15 protein-coding genes are annotated in these 15230 nt (G+C 66.2%); 7 read left to right on the top strand and 8 right to left on the bottom strand.

Annotated elements, in window-relative coordinates:
* Nucleotides 1-276 precede the first annotated feature (276 nt).
* The 8 genes from J2W45_RS16115 to J2W45_RS16080 are packed head-to-tail and all read right to left on the bottom strand — an operon-like array spanning nucleotide 277 to nucleotide 8488.
* Complete coding sequence (locus J2W45_RS16115; RefSeq protein ID WP_310133858.1) at nucleotides 277-651, bottom strand: AtuA-related protein; 375 nt, start codon at nucleotides 649-651, stop codon at nucleotides 277-279.
* Nucleotides 648-1994, bottom strand: coding sequence for an acyclic terpene utilization AtuA family protein (locus J2W45_RS16110; RefSeq protein WP_310133856.1), 1347 nt, complete (start codon nucleotides 1992-1994; stop codon nucleotides 648-650). Before J2W45_RS16110 ends, J2W45_RS16115 begins: the two co-directional genes overlap by 4 nt.
* The gene (locus tag J2W45_RS16105) at nucleotides 1991-3424 is read right to left on the bottom strand and encodes a carboxylesterase family protein (RefSeq protein WP_310133853.1); all 1434 of its coding nucleotides are present in this window, start codon (nucleotides 3422-3424) and stop codon (nucleotides 1991-1993) included. Before J2W45_RS16105 ends, J2W45_RS16110 begins: the two co-directional genes overlap by 4 nt.
* On the bottom strand, nucleotides 3414-4238 hold the full coding sequence (locus J2W45_RS16100; protein ID WP_310133851.1) for an ATP-binding cassette domain-containing protein: 825 nt from the start codon (nucleotides 4236-4238) through the stop codon (nucleotides 3414-3416). Before J2W45_RS16100 ends, J2W45_RS16105 begins: the two co-directional genes overlap by 11 nt.
* Entirely contained in the window at nucleotides 4235-5179 is a 945-nt protein-coding gene (locus J2W45_RS16095; protein WP_310133850.1) for an ABC transporter ATP-binding protein, read from the bottom strand. The genes J2W45_RS16100 and J2W45_RS16095 overlap by 4 nt, the downstream gene beginning before the upstream one ends.
* The gene (locus J2W45_RS16090; RefSeq protein ID WP_310133849.1) at nucleotides 5176-6132 is read right to left on the bottom strand and encodes an ABC transporter permease; all 957 of its coding nucleotides are present in this window, start codon (nucleotides 6130-6132) and stop codon (nucleotides 5176-5178) included. The genes J2W45_RS16095 and J2W45_RS16090 overlap by 4 nt, the downstream gene beginning before the upstream one ends.
* Before the next feature lie 3 nt (nucleotides 6133-6135).
* Complete coding sequence (locus J2W45_RS16085; RefSeq protein WP_310133847.1) at nucleotides 6136-7020, bottom strand: ABC transporter permease; 885 nt, start codon at nucleotides 7018-7020, stop codon at nucleotides 6136-6138.
* 19 nt (nucleotides 7021-7039) lie between these two features.
* On the bottom strand, nucleotides 7040-8488 hold the full coding sequence (locus tag J2W45_RS16080) for an ABC transporter substrate-binding protein (protein WP_310133845.1): 1449 nt from the start codon (nucleotides 8486-8488) through the stop codon (nucleotides 7040-7042).
* 316 nt (nucleotides 8489-8804) lie between these two features.
* Here J2W45_RS16080 and J2W45_RS16075 point away from each other — a divergent pair, with 316 nt between their 5' ends.
* The 7 genes from J2W45_RS16075 (at nucleotide 8805) to speB (ending at nucleotide 15191) form a co-directional block, all read left to right on the top strand.
* A complete protein-coding gene (locus tag J2W45_RS16075; protein WP_310133842.1) occupies nucleotides 8805-9467 on the top strand; it encodes a GntR family transcriptional regulator in 663 nt (220 codons plus the stop codon).
* 11 nt (nucleotides 9468-9478) lie between these two features.
* Nucleotides 9479-10261 carry a CoA transferase subunit A gene (locus J2W45_RS16070; RefSeq protein ID WP_310133841.1) on the top strand — a complete coding sequence of 261 codons (783 nt, stop codon included), beginning with the start codon at nucleotides 9479-9481 and terminating at the stop codon, nucleotides 10259-10261.
* 1 nt (nucleotide 10262) lies between these two features.
* Nucleotides 10263-10919 (top strand): CoA transferase subunit B, encoded by a 657-nt coding sequence (locus J2W45_RS16065; protein ID WP_310133839.1) that lies wholly within the window; start codon nucleotides 10263-10265, stop codon nucleotides 10917-10919.
* 233 nt (nucleotides 10920-11152) lie between these two features.
* Complete coding sequence (locus J2W45_RS16060; protein WP_310133837.1) at nucleotides 11153-11806, top strand: TetR family transcriptional regulator; 654 nt, start codon at nucleotides 11153-11155, stop codon at nucleotides 11804-11806.
* A 168-nt stretch (nucleotides 11807-11974) separates the two neighbouring features.
* Nucleotides 11975-13438, top strand: coding sequence for a purine-cytosine permease family protein (locus J2W45_RS16055; protein ID WP_310133836.1), 1464 nt, complete (start codon nucleotides 11975-11977; stop codon nucleotides 13436-13438).
* Complete coding sequence (locus J2W45_RS16050; RefSeq protein WP_310133835.1) at nucleotides 13435-14247, top strand: MBL fold metallo-hydrolase; 813 nt, start codon at nucleotides 13435-13437, stop codon at nucleotides 14245-14247. Before J2W45_RS16055 ends, J2W45_RS16050 begins: the two co-directional genes overlap by 4 nt.
* On the top strand, nucleotides 14244-15191 hold the full coding sequence (gene speB / locus J2W45_RS16045) for an agmatinase (protein ID WP_310133833.1): 948 nt from the start codon (nucleotides 14244-14246) through the stop codon (nucleotides 15189-15191). The genes J2W45_RS16050 and speB overlap by 4 nt, the downstream gene beginning before the upstream one ends.
* Nucleotides 15192-15230 lie beyond the last annotated feature (39 nt).

Genomic DNA, 15230 nt, shown 5'->3' with positions numbered 1-15230 from the left:
CAGCACCGGCCAAGTTATCGCTTCCGAACTCGGTTCGCTTCGTCCATCCCTCCCCAGCTGGAGCTGGAGCTGGAGCTGGAGCTGGAGGTGTGCCATGTGGTTTGCCACAGCGTGTAGTCGCTGGCTCGGACGAACAGGTAAATGCCGCCACTGGTGGCGAGCAAGGTAGGGCTGCCGCTGACGATGCCGCCGACCGGCGAGCGGCAGGAAAGGGCCCTCGGCGGTCGAGCCGCCACGTTTACAGACAGTCAGATCCATTCGGCGATCCGGGAACCCCTACCGGAGCTGGCTCCTTTCTGACTCGGGGGCGAAGGGCGGTTTCGAGCAGGGCTGATCCAGTCGAGCCAATGGCAGCTCGAGCAGATGCGCGGAGAGGGTCTTACCGTGCGGGTCAGCCGAAGCCGAGCGGGTAACTCCCCCGTCGAGCCGGTGCGGAATCACGAGCGAGAACGCGGAGAGCGCCGGTACTGACCGCACCAGGATGGTCGAGGCGTCGACGTGGAAGTGTTCGGCCAGGCGATCCGGTGACACGGCCGCGTTGACGGCGTCGTAGTCGGCAGGGTCATAGGGCGCGAGAACGATGATCGACGAGTCGCCCTTGTCGCCTGCACGGGCATGAGCGATATCGCCCAGGCGGTGGATCGCCGTCACGAGAGCAACACCCTGGTGGCGACGGCTTGGCGATCGATGAGGGTGGATACGATCCCGATGGTCTCCTTGATGGACGTGGTCACGCCACCGCCTCCGAACGGCCCGTTGGTATAGAGGGACTCGACTTCGTCGCACAGGAGGACGGCCCGGACGCGATCGAAAGTTCGGACCGACATCCGGAGGCGCACTTCCGACGGATGAGCTCTGGCACCCGTCCACCAGGGGCGGGTCGCGTCGAGACCGACGAAGCTGACGCTGAGATCGACGGGGTCCAGACCGTACACACGCTCCCACCGCTCGCACACAATGGACGCAGCTAATTCTCCGCGCTCGACGCAGTCGGCTCCGGAGTAGGCGATCTCCGCTACGGCGAGGAAGCCGTCCCGGACGCCCACGCTGACTTTGAGGGTCTCCGGGCGTCCCGCCGGGCGGACGCCGGCCACGTGGACGAGGTCGTCAGCCAGCTCGTCGATGGTTACGGCACTGAAGTCCATCGTCACATCCGGGGTCTTGTAGGCGGAGGGCTCGTCAATCTCGTAGAAGAGCTGCTCCAGCACTGTCCGTCGGTCGATCATCCCCCCGGTGCCCGGGAGCTTGGAGTACACAGCTGAGCCGTCGGAGGACACCTCCGCGACCGGGAACCCGATGTTCCACGCGTCCATCACTTGCTTCCGACGCGTATCGGAGAAATAGCCGCCGGTGAGCTGGCCGGCGCACTCGAGTAGATGGCCGACGAGGCTCGCGTTCGCGACAGCATCGAGATCGTCTAGCGACCACCCGAAGTGGTGGGCGATCGGAGCGACGAAGAGCGCAGCATCCGAGCAGCGGCCTGCAACGACGACGTCGGCGCCATGAGCGAGTGCACTCATCAGCGGCTCGGCGCCGATGTATGCGTTGGCGGAGATGACGCGATCGCGGATGTCCCACAGAGTGTCGTCTGTACCAAGGATGCGTGCCGACTTCAGATCGAGGGTGTCGAGCACGTCGTCGCCGACCACCGCCGCGACGACGCCATCTAGCCCGAGTTCGTCGAGCAGGTCTCGCGTCGCGGCAGCTGCGGCGACTGGGTCCGCAGCGCCGGCGTTCGTCGTCACGACAGCACGCGACGGTAGCAGGAAGGGCAGAGTCCCGGCCAGACGTCGGAGGATGCGCGAGTCGAACCCTGTTCCCGTGCCCTCACGGCGCGCCTGTTGGGCGACCCCGATGGTGCGCTCCGCGAGGCACTCGAACGCCATCGCGTCCAGTGCGCCATCGCGCGCAAGTTCCTCGGCCGGCTGCAGGCGGTCGCCCGCGAACCCGGCTCCAACCCCCATCCGGAAGGTGCTCGTGCTTTTCTCGATCACGGTCGATCGACCCCTTCCCAGCGCTGCAGCATCGACGCGAACTCGCCTTTCGCCGCGTGTCGCGTCGCGCTGAGGCGCATGATCTCGCCCTCCGGCGAACGGAACGGCGCCCAGTCGGGCTCCTCCCCACGAGTGAAACGGCCCGCGGTGCCACGCACCACAGCGCTCCCCGGCGTGAGCGGATCATCGTCGGACAGGTTGCCGAAGAACACACGCGGCGGGATGTCGTGTGACGCGTTCGAGCCGTCGGGCCCGTCGATCTGCGCGAGCCAGGCGCGTCCCCCTGCCGCGTTCTGAGCGAGCGCCGTGCGGGCTGCCGGGAGCCGGTAGATGAAGTCGGTGAGGATACTCTCACGTTTCTCGCCGGGGTCGCCGTCATAGCCGTCCACGATGGAAGCCGGGTCCGGCGCATGCCAACCGGCGATCTCGCGGACGATGGCGCCTTCGTCCGCGGGAACGAACTCAGGGTCCGGTCCACGTAGGCTCGCCACCTCGGCACCGGCGACGATGAGGAGCAGCGGGATATCGACGGCCTCTCCGCGAGCGATGATGTCTTGGGGATGTGCGGAGAGCACAGGCTCGGGCGCTCCGATGTCCAGTACGACACCGAGCGCATCGGGGACGGGGGCGTTCCGCGCGCCGATTTCGTTGGATCCGACGGAACGCTGCGCAGCGATGATGTCCTGCGCACTGAGCGCGAGCAGGTCGGTTCCCGAGCCGGCTCCGGCTGCGCGCAGCAGCTGATCGCCGAGCTGCTCCGCCCGGCGCCGGGGGACGATTCGGGAGGCGCCGCCGGAGATCAGCACCAGCCGCGCGAACGATCGCCGCGCCTCCGGTACCGCCAGCAGCGCAGCGGCGAGGAAGGCGCCGGAGCTTTGGCCGGCCACAGTGAGTTGCGCGGCGTTGCCGCCGAACGCGGCGATGTTCTCCTGTACCCAGGCGAGCGCGGCCACGACGTCCCGGAGTCCGAGGTTCGACGCCTCAGGCAGGCCCCGGTGTGTGAGTGACGCGAACCCCAGCGCCCCTGTGCGGTGATTCGCCGAAACGACGACGAGTCCCTCTTCCGCGGCAAGTCGGGCGCCGTCGAAGGTGGGCACTGCCGAGGAACCGCCGGCGAAGCCGCCTCCGTAGATCCAGAACAGAACGGGCCGTTCGCTCGCCCCCTCGGGTGTCCAGACGTTGAGCGTCAGGCAGTCCTCGGAGAGCGGCAGTCCCTGCGTGTACGGAGAGCGCTCCTGCATCGGAGAATCGCCGAACCGATCGGCGAGAAGAGGCCGGTCCCAGCCGGAATGCGGCTGCGGGGCACGGAATCGGAGATGCCCGACCGGCGGCCGGGCGAAGGGTACGCCGAGGAACGCGGTCACACCGCGACCGGCGTCGACGCCGATGATCTTCCCGGCGGAGGAATCGACGAGACTCTCAGCGCTCACGGGCAAGACTCCCTTCCGCTTGCCGCTCCCGCACGTCGGGAAGACTCGGGATGGCGTCCAGCAGCCGACGCGTGTACTCCGTCCGCGGGGAACGATAGATAGCGTCCCGGTCGCCCTCCTCGACGAGGTCGCCGAGAAGCATCACACCGATGTGGTCGCTGATGAATTCGACGACCGAGAGGTTGTGCGAGATGAAGAGGTATGTGAGTCCGAGCTCGTCCTGGAGGTCCTTGAGCAGGTTGAGCACCTGTGCCTGCACGGAGACGTCGAGAGCCGAGACGGGCTCGTCGGCCACGATGAGGCGCGGCTCGAGGGCCAGCGCACGGGCTATCATGATGCGCTGCCGCTGTCCTCCGGAGAACTCGACCGGCTTGCGCTCGAGCGCAGATGACGGCAGTCCCACGCGGTCGAGCAGAGCGGCAGCGCGTCGTCGCCGGTCGGCGACCGTGTGGAGCCGGTGCACCGCCCACGGTTCGGAGATGAGTTGAAGGACGCTCATCCGCGGGTTGAGGGCACCGTACGGGTCCTGGAAGATCATCTGGACGTCGCGCCGGAACGCCAGAAGCTCTCGGCCGCGGAGTCCTGTCGTGTCACGGCCGTCGAAACGGATGGTCCCGCTGGTGGGCGTGGTGAGATGAGCGACCATGCGCGCGACGGTGGTCTTGCCCGACCCGGACTCGCCCACGAGACCGTAGGAGGCCCCCGCTTCAATCGAGAGCGAAACGCCCTTGACGGCCTGGAAGGTCTGCCGGCGGAAGGGTGGTCCGACCACGAAATCCTTCGTGACCTGATCGATCTCGAGCAGTGCGCTCACGCGGCCACCTCCTCGACGGTCTCACGGATCCACCGGTCGGGGCCGATCTGCCGCATCGTGGTCCGTGGCCACTTCCCAGGGTCGACCTCGCGCAGGTCGCGCAGCCACGGCGCAGTGCTGGTGATCGACGGGAGCCGACGGCGGGTGTCGCCGAGTCGCGGCGACGCTTCGAGCAGTGCCGTGGTGTATGGATGTGCGGGATCTGCCATCACCTCGGCGGTCCGTCCGCTCTCGACGATCTCTCCCGCGTACATGACGGCGAGGCTCTCGCAGGTCTCGGCGACCACTCCGAGGTCGTGGGTGATCATCATCAGGCTCAGGCCCAGCCGCTGCTGCAGGCCGCGGAGCAGGTCCAGGACCTGCTTCTGCAGGGTCACGTCGAGCGCCGTGGTGGGCTCATCGGCGATCAGCAGTTCGGGCTCGCAGGAGATGGCCATCGCGATCATCACCCGCTGCCGCATCCCGCCGGAGAGCTGGCCGATCCGGTTCCCCAGGATGTCGCGCGACTGGGTGAGCCCGACCAGCTCGAGGAGTTCGCGAGCCCGTTCCCGGCGCTGGACGCGGGAGAGGTCGGTGTGGGCGCGCAGTCCCTCGGTCAGCTGAACCCCGATCGGGAGGACAGGGTGCAGCGCGGACATCGGTTCCTGGAAGATGAATCCGATCGAGGAGCCGGCGAGGGCGCGGCGGCGTGCCGGTGGCATCCCGATCAGCTGCTCCCCCCGGAATCGCGCGGAACCGGATGGTGTCAGATTGTCAGCGAGCAGTCCGGCGATAGCGAGGGCTGTCAGGGTCTTGCCGCTGCCCGACTCGCCCACCAGGGCGAGAGTGGAGGCGCGCCCCAGCCGGAACCCGACGTCCCGGACGGCGGGGTAGGCGCCGTCCGAGCGGCGGGCGGTCACCGTGAGTCCTTCGACCGCCAGAGTCGGTTCGTTCTCTGTCACTGTGATTTCGCTCCGTACTGGACTCGAGGATCGACGACGGCGTAGAGGATGTCGATCACCAGGTTGACGAGGATGATCGTGATGCCGCTGAACAGGACGATGCCTTGGATGAGGTTGTAGTCGCGGTTCGACACCGCGTTGAACATGAGCTGCCCGATCCCGGGTATCCCGAAGATGTTCTCCACGACGACGCTGCCGGAGATGAGGCTCGCGGCGAGGAGGCCGACGACCGTGAGAACGGGGAGGGCTGCGAGGCGGGAAACGTGGATCCCGGTGATGCGCGCCTGCCGCACGCCGAGCGAACGTGCCGTTACGACGAACGGCTCGCCGATGACGTCGAGGAGGGACCCGCGCGTGATCCGGCTGACGAACCCCACCTCGGCGAGCCCGAGTGCCAATGAAGGGAGGATGAGCGACTGCAGATGGGGGCCGAAGCCCCCCGATGCGGGTACGTAACCGCCGACCGGGAACCAGCGCAGCGAGACAGCGAACACGATGATCAGTACGAGCGCGATGAAGTAATTGGGGAGCGAGATCCCGAGGATCCCGAGGTTCGTCGCCGCGCGGCCGGCGAATCGGCGCCGCCGGAAAGCGGCAATCGCCCCCAGCACGATGCCGAACACCAGCGCCCACACCAGCGCGAGCGCGGATAGCTCCAGCGTGACGGCGGCGTAGCCGGGCAGGACGGAGAGCACCGGGCGCTGCAGGAAGGAGCTCGTCCCGAGGTTCAGTGTCACGATGTCGCCGAGGAAGTGCCCGAACTGGACGATCAATGGCTCATCGAGTCCCATCTGCTGGCGCAGCGAAGCCACTTGGGCGGCTGTTGCCTGGTCTCCGAGGATGATTGACGCAGGGTCGCCCGGCGCCAGCCGGATAAGCAGGAAGACCAGGATGAGCGGAACGAGCACGGTCGGGAGCAGGGCGAGCAGGCGTTGGAACAGGTACCACAGCATGGGTCAGTGCTCCGTCATCCGCGGGTCGAGGAGGTCGCGCACGTCGTCGATGAGGACGTTGGTCGCCAGCACAGTGCCGACCAGGGCGGCTCCAGGGAATGCCCACATCCACCAGGCTGTGGCCAGGTAGCTGCGCGAGGCGGCGAGGCTGGCGCCCCAGCTCGGCACGTCGGGCGGCAGCCCGGCGCCGATGAAGCTGAGCGCCGACTCCACGAGAATGGCGACCGTGAAGACGATGGCGCCCTGCACCAGGATGGGAGTCATGCAGGCAGGCAGCACGTAGCGGAGGAGGATACGGGTCCGCCCGGCGCCCGCCGCACGAGCGGCATCGAGCATGGGCAGCTCGGCGACCACCAGCGCCGTGCTCCGAACCACCCGCGTCACGCCGGGGAACAGCACGATCATCAGACACAGATTCACCGTGAACAGGCCGGGGCCGAGGATCGCTACCATGGCGAGGGCGAGCACCAGGATCGGGAACGACATGACGCCGTCGACGATCCGCATGACGATCAGATCGAACCATCGCGACATGCTCGCCAGGAGCGCGACGGCGGTCCCGAGGATCGTCGCGCCCAGCCCGCTGACAACGCCGACCAGGAGTGACGAGCGCGCTCCGTAGACGACCTGGGCCAGAACGTCCCGGCCGTAGTTGTCCGTTCCGAACCAGTGCTGCGACGATGGCGGCTGCAGCCGGGCGGAGCCGACGAACGCATTCGGGTCGCCGACCAGCAGGGGGCCGAAGAGGGCACCGGTCACGACCAGCAAGAGGAAACACACGGCCACCACGGCGGGCGGACGCCCGGCCAACCGTCGCCATAGGGACCGCGACCGGGGCCGGGCGACGTCCGGCGCGGTTCCGGACGTCGTCACTGTGCTCGTACTCATCGGATCCGCTCCGGCCCGCCTACTTGGAGGACTTCCAGTAGTTGAAGTAGAGCTGGTTGCTCGCGTTCGCCAGACCGTCCAGCGTGTGGACGTTCTTGGCGACCGCGATCGTCCCTCCCGACACGGTCCCGAACTTGAGGAAGGGCACATCGGTGTAGATCAGGGTCTGGAGTTTGCCCCAGGCCACCTCTCGGTCCGCCGCCTTCGGCGAATTGGACAGGGTCGCGAGTAGCGCATCGCGCTCGGTGCTCTTCCAGCCCCCGGGGAAGGTGCTCTGAAGGTAGGGCAGCAGGAGCGGGTCGGCGTATGTAGGGATCGCCGAGGAGAAGATGTCGTACTTCGTCGGGTCTGTGCGGCGGGCGATGATCGTCGCCTGGTCGACCACCTGGAGGTCGATGTTGAAGCCCAGCTTCTTGAGCTGCTGCTGCGCGGGCACGGCGGGGCCGTACCAGGTCGGGTCGTCCTGCGTCGTGTACCAGGTGATCGGCTGGCCCTGGTATCCGGCCTCCTTGAGCAACTTCTTCACTGTTGCTGCGTCGTGGGCGTTGTACATCCCTTTGGTGCCGGCCTCCGTGTGCCAGGTCTTGTTGTCCTTGGTGAAGATGCTTCCATCCACGTCGAAGTTGGCCGGATCTCCGAAGCCCGCCGCCATGATGTCGGTCATGTTCAGCGCGGCCTGGAAGGCCTGGCGCATCTTCTCGTTCGCCATCACACCGCTGACCTTGTTGAAGACGACCGTCGGGCTCGACTGCTTCGCCATCAGAGAGGCGGTCACAGCAGGGTTGGCCTTGGCGGTGTTGTAGTCGTCGAGGGTGCCGGCCGCCCAGTCGACCAGGCCGGTCTGGACCGCCTGCATGCGGGTGGAGTCGGTCGGGATGGGCTTGAACACGATGGAGTCCAGGTAAGCGTGCTTCGCACCGGTCGCGCCGCTGGATGCGTCTGTGCGCGAGGTGTAACCCGACCACTTCTTGAGCGTGATCTGCTGACCTGCGACGTTGGACGAAACCTGGTACGGACCGGTGCAGTCCAGCGTCGGCAGTGCCTCGGTGGCCGCCCGTCCCCCGACAACCGACGCGGGCATGATGTACGCGGTCGTCAGCAGCGTTGGCACGAGCAGGCTTGGCGCCGTGAGCTTCAGCGTCACCGTATCCGTCGACGTGGCCTCAACCGAAGCGAGCAGCGACTTGAGGATCGACCCGTTGCCCGGTGTCTGCTCATAGCGAGTCAGGCTGGCGATGACATCCTGGGCGGTCAGCGGCTGGCCGTCCTGGAACTTCACCCCGCTCCGGAGCTTGATCACGTACGTCTGCTTGCCGTCGTAGTCGGAGCTTTCCGCCAGCACCGGCTTGACGCCGAACGAGGTGTCGACGTCGAACAGCGGTTCGCACACGTTTCGGGCCACGATCCAGTTGGCCTGGAGCGATGTGGCGTAGGGATCGATCACCGCCGGGAGGGCGGAGACGGCCACCGTCAGCGTACCGCCGGAAACCGGTTTTGCCGACGCGGCCCCGAAGTCGGAGGGCGCGGGGGTCGAGGTGGGGCTGGTGCAGCCGGTTACAAGCATGGCGGCGGCGGCACCGACTGCCGCGAGAGGAATGATCCGCCGGCTGCGTCGGTATCGCGTCAGGTGAGTCTTCATTGCTTCTCCTGTCTGTAGGCATCGTCGCCTCTTCGACGCATTGAATACGTCGTAGCCATTGGATACAGTACATCCAGCCACTAGGATCGTGTCAACATCGGTCGGCCTCAGGGTCGCCGGGCGCGCGAGCAAAGGAGTTCCGCAGATGTCACCAGAAGCGATAGCCGAGCTGATTCGCCGAGCTATTCGCGAGAAGGTCTTCGCCCCTGGGATCCCGCTGGTGCAGGAGGACCTCGCCCAGCGATTCGGCGTCAGCCGCAGTCCCGTCCGCGAGGCGCTCCGCATCCTCGGGACCGAGGGTCTGGTGGTCATCCAACCCGGCGAGGGCGCGACGGTGAGGCGGCTGTCGCGGGCCGACCTCGAGGAGATCTACGATCTCCGGCTCGCGCTGGAGCCGCTCATCGCCTCGGCCGTCATCTCCGAGGCCCGGGGTCGTGACATCGCCCAGCTCGCATCGCTGGTGGAGACGATGGCCGACACCGAACGGCTCGACCAGTGGATGCGCGCGAACTTCGAGTTCCATCAGCGGATGTACCAGATCACCGGCCTGAGCCGAACGGAGGGCATCCTGTCCGGTCTGCTGAGCGCGGTGCAGCCGTACTCGCAGGAGAACATCGGGCAGCTCGGCGGCCGACACGCCGCCGATTCGGAGCACCGCGGCATGATCGAGGCCATCCGCACAGGCGACCAGGCAACCCTGGCCGCGCTGATCATCGCGCACCTGCAGGCCGCACGGGATCGCTTGGCGGAGGCGTACGAAGCCGTCGAAACACCCGACCCGCTTCGCGCGCTACGCCCCGCTCGATGACGTGGACTGGCATGGACAAGACATATGGATCTGCGGCCGACGCGGTCGCGGACATTCCCGACGGCGCCACCCTCGCGGTCGGCGGTTTCGGTCTATCAGGAGTGCCGGTCACGACGATCCGCGCGTTGCTCGAACGCGGCGTGAGCGGTCTCGAGGTGGTCAGCAACAACTGCGGCGTGGACGGCTGGGGCCTGGGTGAGCTGCTCGCGGCCGGGCGTATCCGCCGAGTGATCGCCAGCTACATCGGCGAGAACAAGGAGTTCGCCCGCCAGTACCTCGGTGGCGAGGTGGAGGTGGAGCTCACGCCGCAGGGGACACTCGCCGAGCGCCTGAGGGCGGGCGGCGTCGGCATCCCCGCGTTCTTCACGGCCACCGGCGCGGGCACGGCCGTGTCGGACGGCGGGATGCCTAACCGGTACGCTCCGGACGGCTCCGTCGCGGAGGAGAGCGCGCCTAAGGAGCTGCGACCGTTCGACGTCTTCGGATCGGTGCGCGAATACGTGCTGGAGACCGCCATCCGCACCGATTTCGGGCTCGTGCGCGCCGCGGTCGGCGACCGCCATGGCAACCTCCGCTTCGAGAAGTCGACCCGCAATTTCAACCCGCTGGCCGGGATGGCCGGTCGGGTGACCATCGCCGAGGTGGACCAACTGGTCGAGCCGGGAGTGCTCGGCCCGGACGACATCCACCTTCCGGGCATCTACGTGGACCGCGTCATCGCCCTCACCCCGGAGCAGTCCGCGGACCTTCCGATCGAGAAGGTCACTGTCCGTCCCCGATCCGAGGGAGCCTGACATGGCACGCAGCCGCGACGAGATGGCCGCCCGCGCAGCCCGGGAGCTGGAGGACGGCACGTACGTCAACCTGGGCATCGGCCTGCCCACGCTCATCCCGAACCACCTGCCGGAAGACGTGCATGTCGTGTTGCATTCCGAGAACGGCATACTCGGTGTCGGCCCCTATCCGTGGGAGGGCGAGGAGGATCCGAAGCTGATCAACGCGGGCAAGGAGACGGTCACGGTCCTTCCGGGCGCGAGCTACTTCGACTCGGCCACCTCGTTCGGGATGATCCGCGGTGGCCGCATCGCCACCGCCGTGCTCGGCGCCATGCAGGTGTCGGCGGGCGGCGACATCGCGAACTGGGCTGTGCCCGGAAAGATGGTCAAGGGGATGGGCGGGGCCATGGACCTCGTCAACGGCGCCGAGCGCGTCATCGTGGTGATGGAGCACGTCGCCAAGGACGGTTCGCCCAAGCTCGTCGAGCAGTGCACGCTCCCGCTCACGGGGCGCGGGTGCGTCGACCGGATCATCACCGACCTCGCGGTCATCGATGTCACACCTGAGGGCCTCGTCCTCCGCGAGCTCGGCCCTGACGTCACGACTGAACAGGTGCTCGCCGCCACCGATGCGCCCGTACTCATCGCGCTGGATACCAACGCTCGCGAGCGCTGATTCGTGACCATCGAAATGTTGGCTACACAGCGACTCGGACCCGGGACGAGATTCCCGCCAGAGCTGAACGGCCTGTAGCCACCCTGCGCACCCCGTGAGCGGGGACGATCTCGCCGATACCCGTCGTTATGTCACATTGGGCCAGCCTGATGGAACGCGCAATTCAAGATCTGTGTGCACTGTGGGGACGACTGTTCTGAGTGTTGTGCGCTCAGTCGTCCTAAGCTTGCAGCATGAGCGCAACGCAGGTCACTCCCAATGTGACACGGCGAAAGCCTCGCGAGGATCGCCGACACGAGATCATCAATGCGGCGTGCAATCTCGCGCTCTCCGAAGGCCTCGGTGCCATCACTGCGCGACGGGTTGCTAGCCAGGTAGGCGTCGGGTTCAGCCTGGTCACGCACTACTTCTCATCGATTGACGAACTCGTCAGCGCGGCCTTCTCGAAGGTGGTTGCGGATGAGCGCACCAGCATCGCGGACTACGTGCGCGATCGCGAGACTGTCACAGAGCAGCTCCGCGCCACTTTCGCCGCCTACACCGTGGCCACCCGCGATCCGATCGGGCTCCTGTGGCTCGATGCATGGCGGCAAGCTGCCGACCGGCCCCTCATTCGGGCGGCTGTCGTGCAGCAGATGGAACTGGACCTGGTCGACATGAAGGCGACAATCGACGCGGGTGTCGCCTCCGGCGAGTTCGAGCTTGCTGACCCCTCCTCTGTCGTCGCGATGCGCATCCTCGCGCTTCTCGATGGTCAGGTAGCGGCCTCGGCCGTCCGTGGGGCCTTGGTCGAGTCGACGTTGGACTATCCCGCGGTCGAGGACCTCCTCGCTGCAACGGCAGAGAGAGAGCTCGGTCTTCCCGTGGGTGCGCTCGCAACCGACTGATCACCGCGCCCCCAGGCGGGTTGTTACGACACGGCATCTGTCGAGCTGCCAGCGCCGAACAATCCACCGGCGCCTTATTGCACAACCGTGCAACTGCGGCTATAGTCCACCCAATCGCTAATTGCACACAAGAGCAATTAGTGCCCGGTGTGGGGTGAAGGAGCGGACATGTCGGATTTGGGCGTCGCGGCCGATCGCGTGGGCAGGGTTGAAACGCACGGCGCAGATTACGTACCCGAGAGCGAGCGGCACGGATCACCGCGCTCACTGTTTTCTGTCTGGGCCGGATCGAACATCATTTACCTCTATTTCGTCCTCGGCAGCCTCATGGTGATTCTCGGTCTCAACATCTGGCAGTCAATTCTTGTGGTGGTTGCCGGCAACCTAGTTTGGATAGCGGTCGGCTATCTCGCAATCAGCGGCCCAAGTTCGGGAAGCCCCAGTGAGGTCATCAGCCGGGCATTCTATGGGGTCAACGGCAACCGTGTCATGCAGATCCTGATCGGCTGGTTGGTTGGCGTGCTGTATGAGGCCATCAACCTCTCGGTCGGAGCCTTGGCAGGCGTCGCGCTTGTCACTCATTTTTTCGGCTCGGCACCCGTGCTCCTTCAAGCGGCGATCGTTATTGGCCTTGCCCTCGTCACGTTCACAATCAGCGTCTTTGGTCACGCCACTATCGTGAAGCTCGCCCCCTGGTTCACGTGGATCCTGCTGGCGGCGCTCGTGGTGCTTGCCGTATTCGTCGCCGGGCAGGCGAACTTCGGCTACGAGCCCAAGGGCGGCGCGCTATCCGGGCCGGCCTTGTGGGGCGTTGCCGCAACCTGTTTCGCTCTGATCGCCTCCGCGCCCCTCTCCTGGGCCGTCGGCGCCGACTACTCCCGCTACCTTCCAACCCGGACCAGCGCGAGAGCGACAGCCTTCTGGACCGGTTTCGGCGGCTTCATCCCCTCCACCGGAATCGCAATCCTCGGCGTGCTCGCTGCCACCGCCGTCGACATGAGCAACCCCGAGATCGCAATGGCAAAGCTGGTGCCGCCGTGGTTCTACGTCGTGTTCCTGCTGGTAATCATCGTCGGCTCGATCTCGAACAACGCCCTTACTGCCTACAGCACCGGACTGGCGCTTCTGGCAACCGGGCTGCCGTGGCGACGATCGATCACCATCATCTTCGACGCGGTCGTGGCGATCGCGGTCACGCTCTACGCACTTTTCATCTCGAACTTCCTGGACACGCTCTCGGGGCTGCTCGAGGTGAGCATCGCTGTGTTGGCCCCGTCCATGGCAATCTATGTGGTCGATATCTTCCTGCGACGTAACCGATACGACGGGCCGGCCCTGCAAGTCACGAACTCCAGCAGCCTCTACTGGTTCGCCGGCGGATTCAACATCGGTGGCTTCGGCGCGCTCGTCCTCGGAGCGATCGCCGCCACCTTCTGCTTGAACACCACCTTCTACGTGGGACCCGTTACTCAGGCCCTCGGCGGAGCTGACATCTCCGTATTTGTCGGTGCGATCGTCGGCGGGGGCGTGTACTGGGCGACGCAGCGGCGACGCGTGAAGCTGGCCGCAGATACCCCTCAGTCAACCAGCTCACCTCTGAACGTTGCGCAGGGGGAAAGCGCAACCGCATGAGAGAAATGCACCTCCTTCCAGTCTCCCCGACCTGGTATCGACGAGAGTGGAGCGGCGTCGGCATCGAGCGCATCGATGAGCCGCATGTTCACGAGTTCCTTCGGGCGAACATCTGGCACGTCGTCGGTCGCGACCGTGACCTCGTCGTCGATGCTGGGCTTGGGGTAGCGAGTCTTCGTGAACATCTTCCTCACCTCTTCACACACGACCCCGTGTTGGTGGTCACTCATGCGCACCTCGACCATGTCGGCTCCGCACACGAGTTCGTCGACCGTCGAATGCACCGTGACAGTGTGGTCGACCACAACATGGCAGCGACGCTTCGCGGCCCCGAACTCGCTCACCTACTCGGGGCGGACTGGCCAGGCATGCCGCCGCTGCTCGTCGACGCTACGCCGCCAGGCTTCGACATCGGTTCCTACACCATCACCGCAGCGACTCCCACCGCGACGCTCGAGGACGGCGACACAGTCGATCTCGGCGACCGCCGGCTTCGCGCGCTGCACCTGCCCGGTCATACCCGCGGCAGCCTCTGCTTGTTCGATGAAGAAGCCGGAGCTCTCTTCAGCGGGGACGTCATCTATGACGACATTCTGCTCGATGACCTCCACGAGTCCGACGTCGACCAGTACGTAGCCACCATGCTGCGCCTTCAGGACCTGCCCGTGCAGACGGTCTATCCCGGACACGGCGATCCTTTCGACCGGGCGCGGATGCTCGAGATCATCGCCGATTACCTCCGCACCCGCGCTCCCCAGCTGCTCACCGACGAGCTCCACGTTGGGCCCCTGGATCAAGGCCCAGCATGATCGGACCTATCGACTCCTCGACAACTCCGCGCTTCACCGGGCGTGACGGGTTCGCACGGCTTCCGCGGCTAGACCAGGTGGGTTACGCAGACATTGTTGTGGCGGGCATACCGTTCGACGGTGGTGTCTCCTACCGACCGGGATCACGTTTCGGCCCAAACCATATCCGTGAGGCGTCACGGCTTCTGCGGCCGTACAACCCCGCGTTGGCCGTGGCCCCCTTCGAACGCAAGCAGGTCGCGGACGCCGGGGACATCGCGGTGAATCCGTTTGACATCCGCGAAGCCATCGAGACGATCCAAGCCGGAGCTTACGACCTCACGTCCAGCGGCGGGCGCCTCGTCACGCTCGGAGGCGATCACACCATCTCCCTGCCGCTTCTGCGCGCGGCGGCCGCGCGCCACGGACCCATCGCGCTCCTGCACTTCGACGCTCATCTCGACACCTGGGACACCTATTTCGGCGCAGAGTACACTCACGGGACGCCGTTCCGACGGGCGGTCGAAGAGGGCATCCTCGACACTGAGGCCCTCAGCCACGTCGGCACCCGCGGACCCCTCTACGGTAAGAAGGACCTCGACGACGACCGCCGCTTCGGCTTCGGCATCGTCACCAGTGCGGATGTGTATCGCCAGGGCGTCGACGAGATCGTAGCCAAGCTTCGCGGCCGCATCGCTGATCGGCCGCTCTACATTTCGATCGATGTGGACGTCATGGATCCCGCCTACGCGCCAGGAACCGGTACACCAGAGGCGGGAGGCATCTCGAGCCGCGAGCTTCTCGAAATCATCCGGGGATTCGCTGGCCTGAACGTCATCGGTGCCGATGTAGTGGAGGTGGCACCCGCCTACGACCACGCCGAAATCACCGGGATCGCGGCCTCCCACCTCGCCTACGACCTCGTCTCGATCATGAGCCTGGTCCCTCACCGGACCACCGACTGAGCGCTTCGCCTCCGACAAGAAGGAAGCTCGTGAACCACC

The organism is Leifsonia shinshuensis, from assembly GCF_031456835.1.
Taxonomy (GTDB): Bacteria; Actinomycetota; Actinomycetes; order Actinomycetales; family Microbacteriaceae; genus Leifsonia; species Leifsonia shinshuensis_C.
This window is presented reverse-complemented; position numbering and strand designations above follow the sequence as displayed.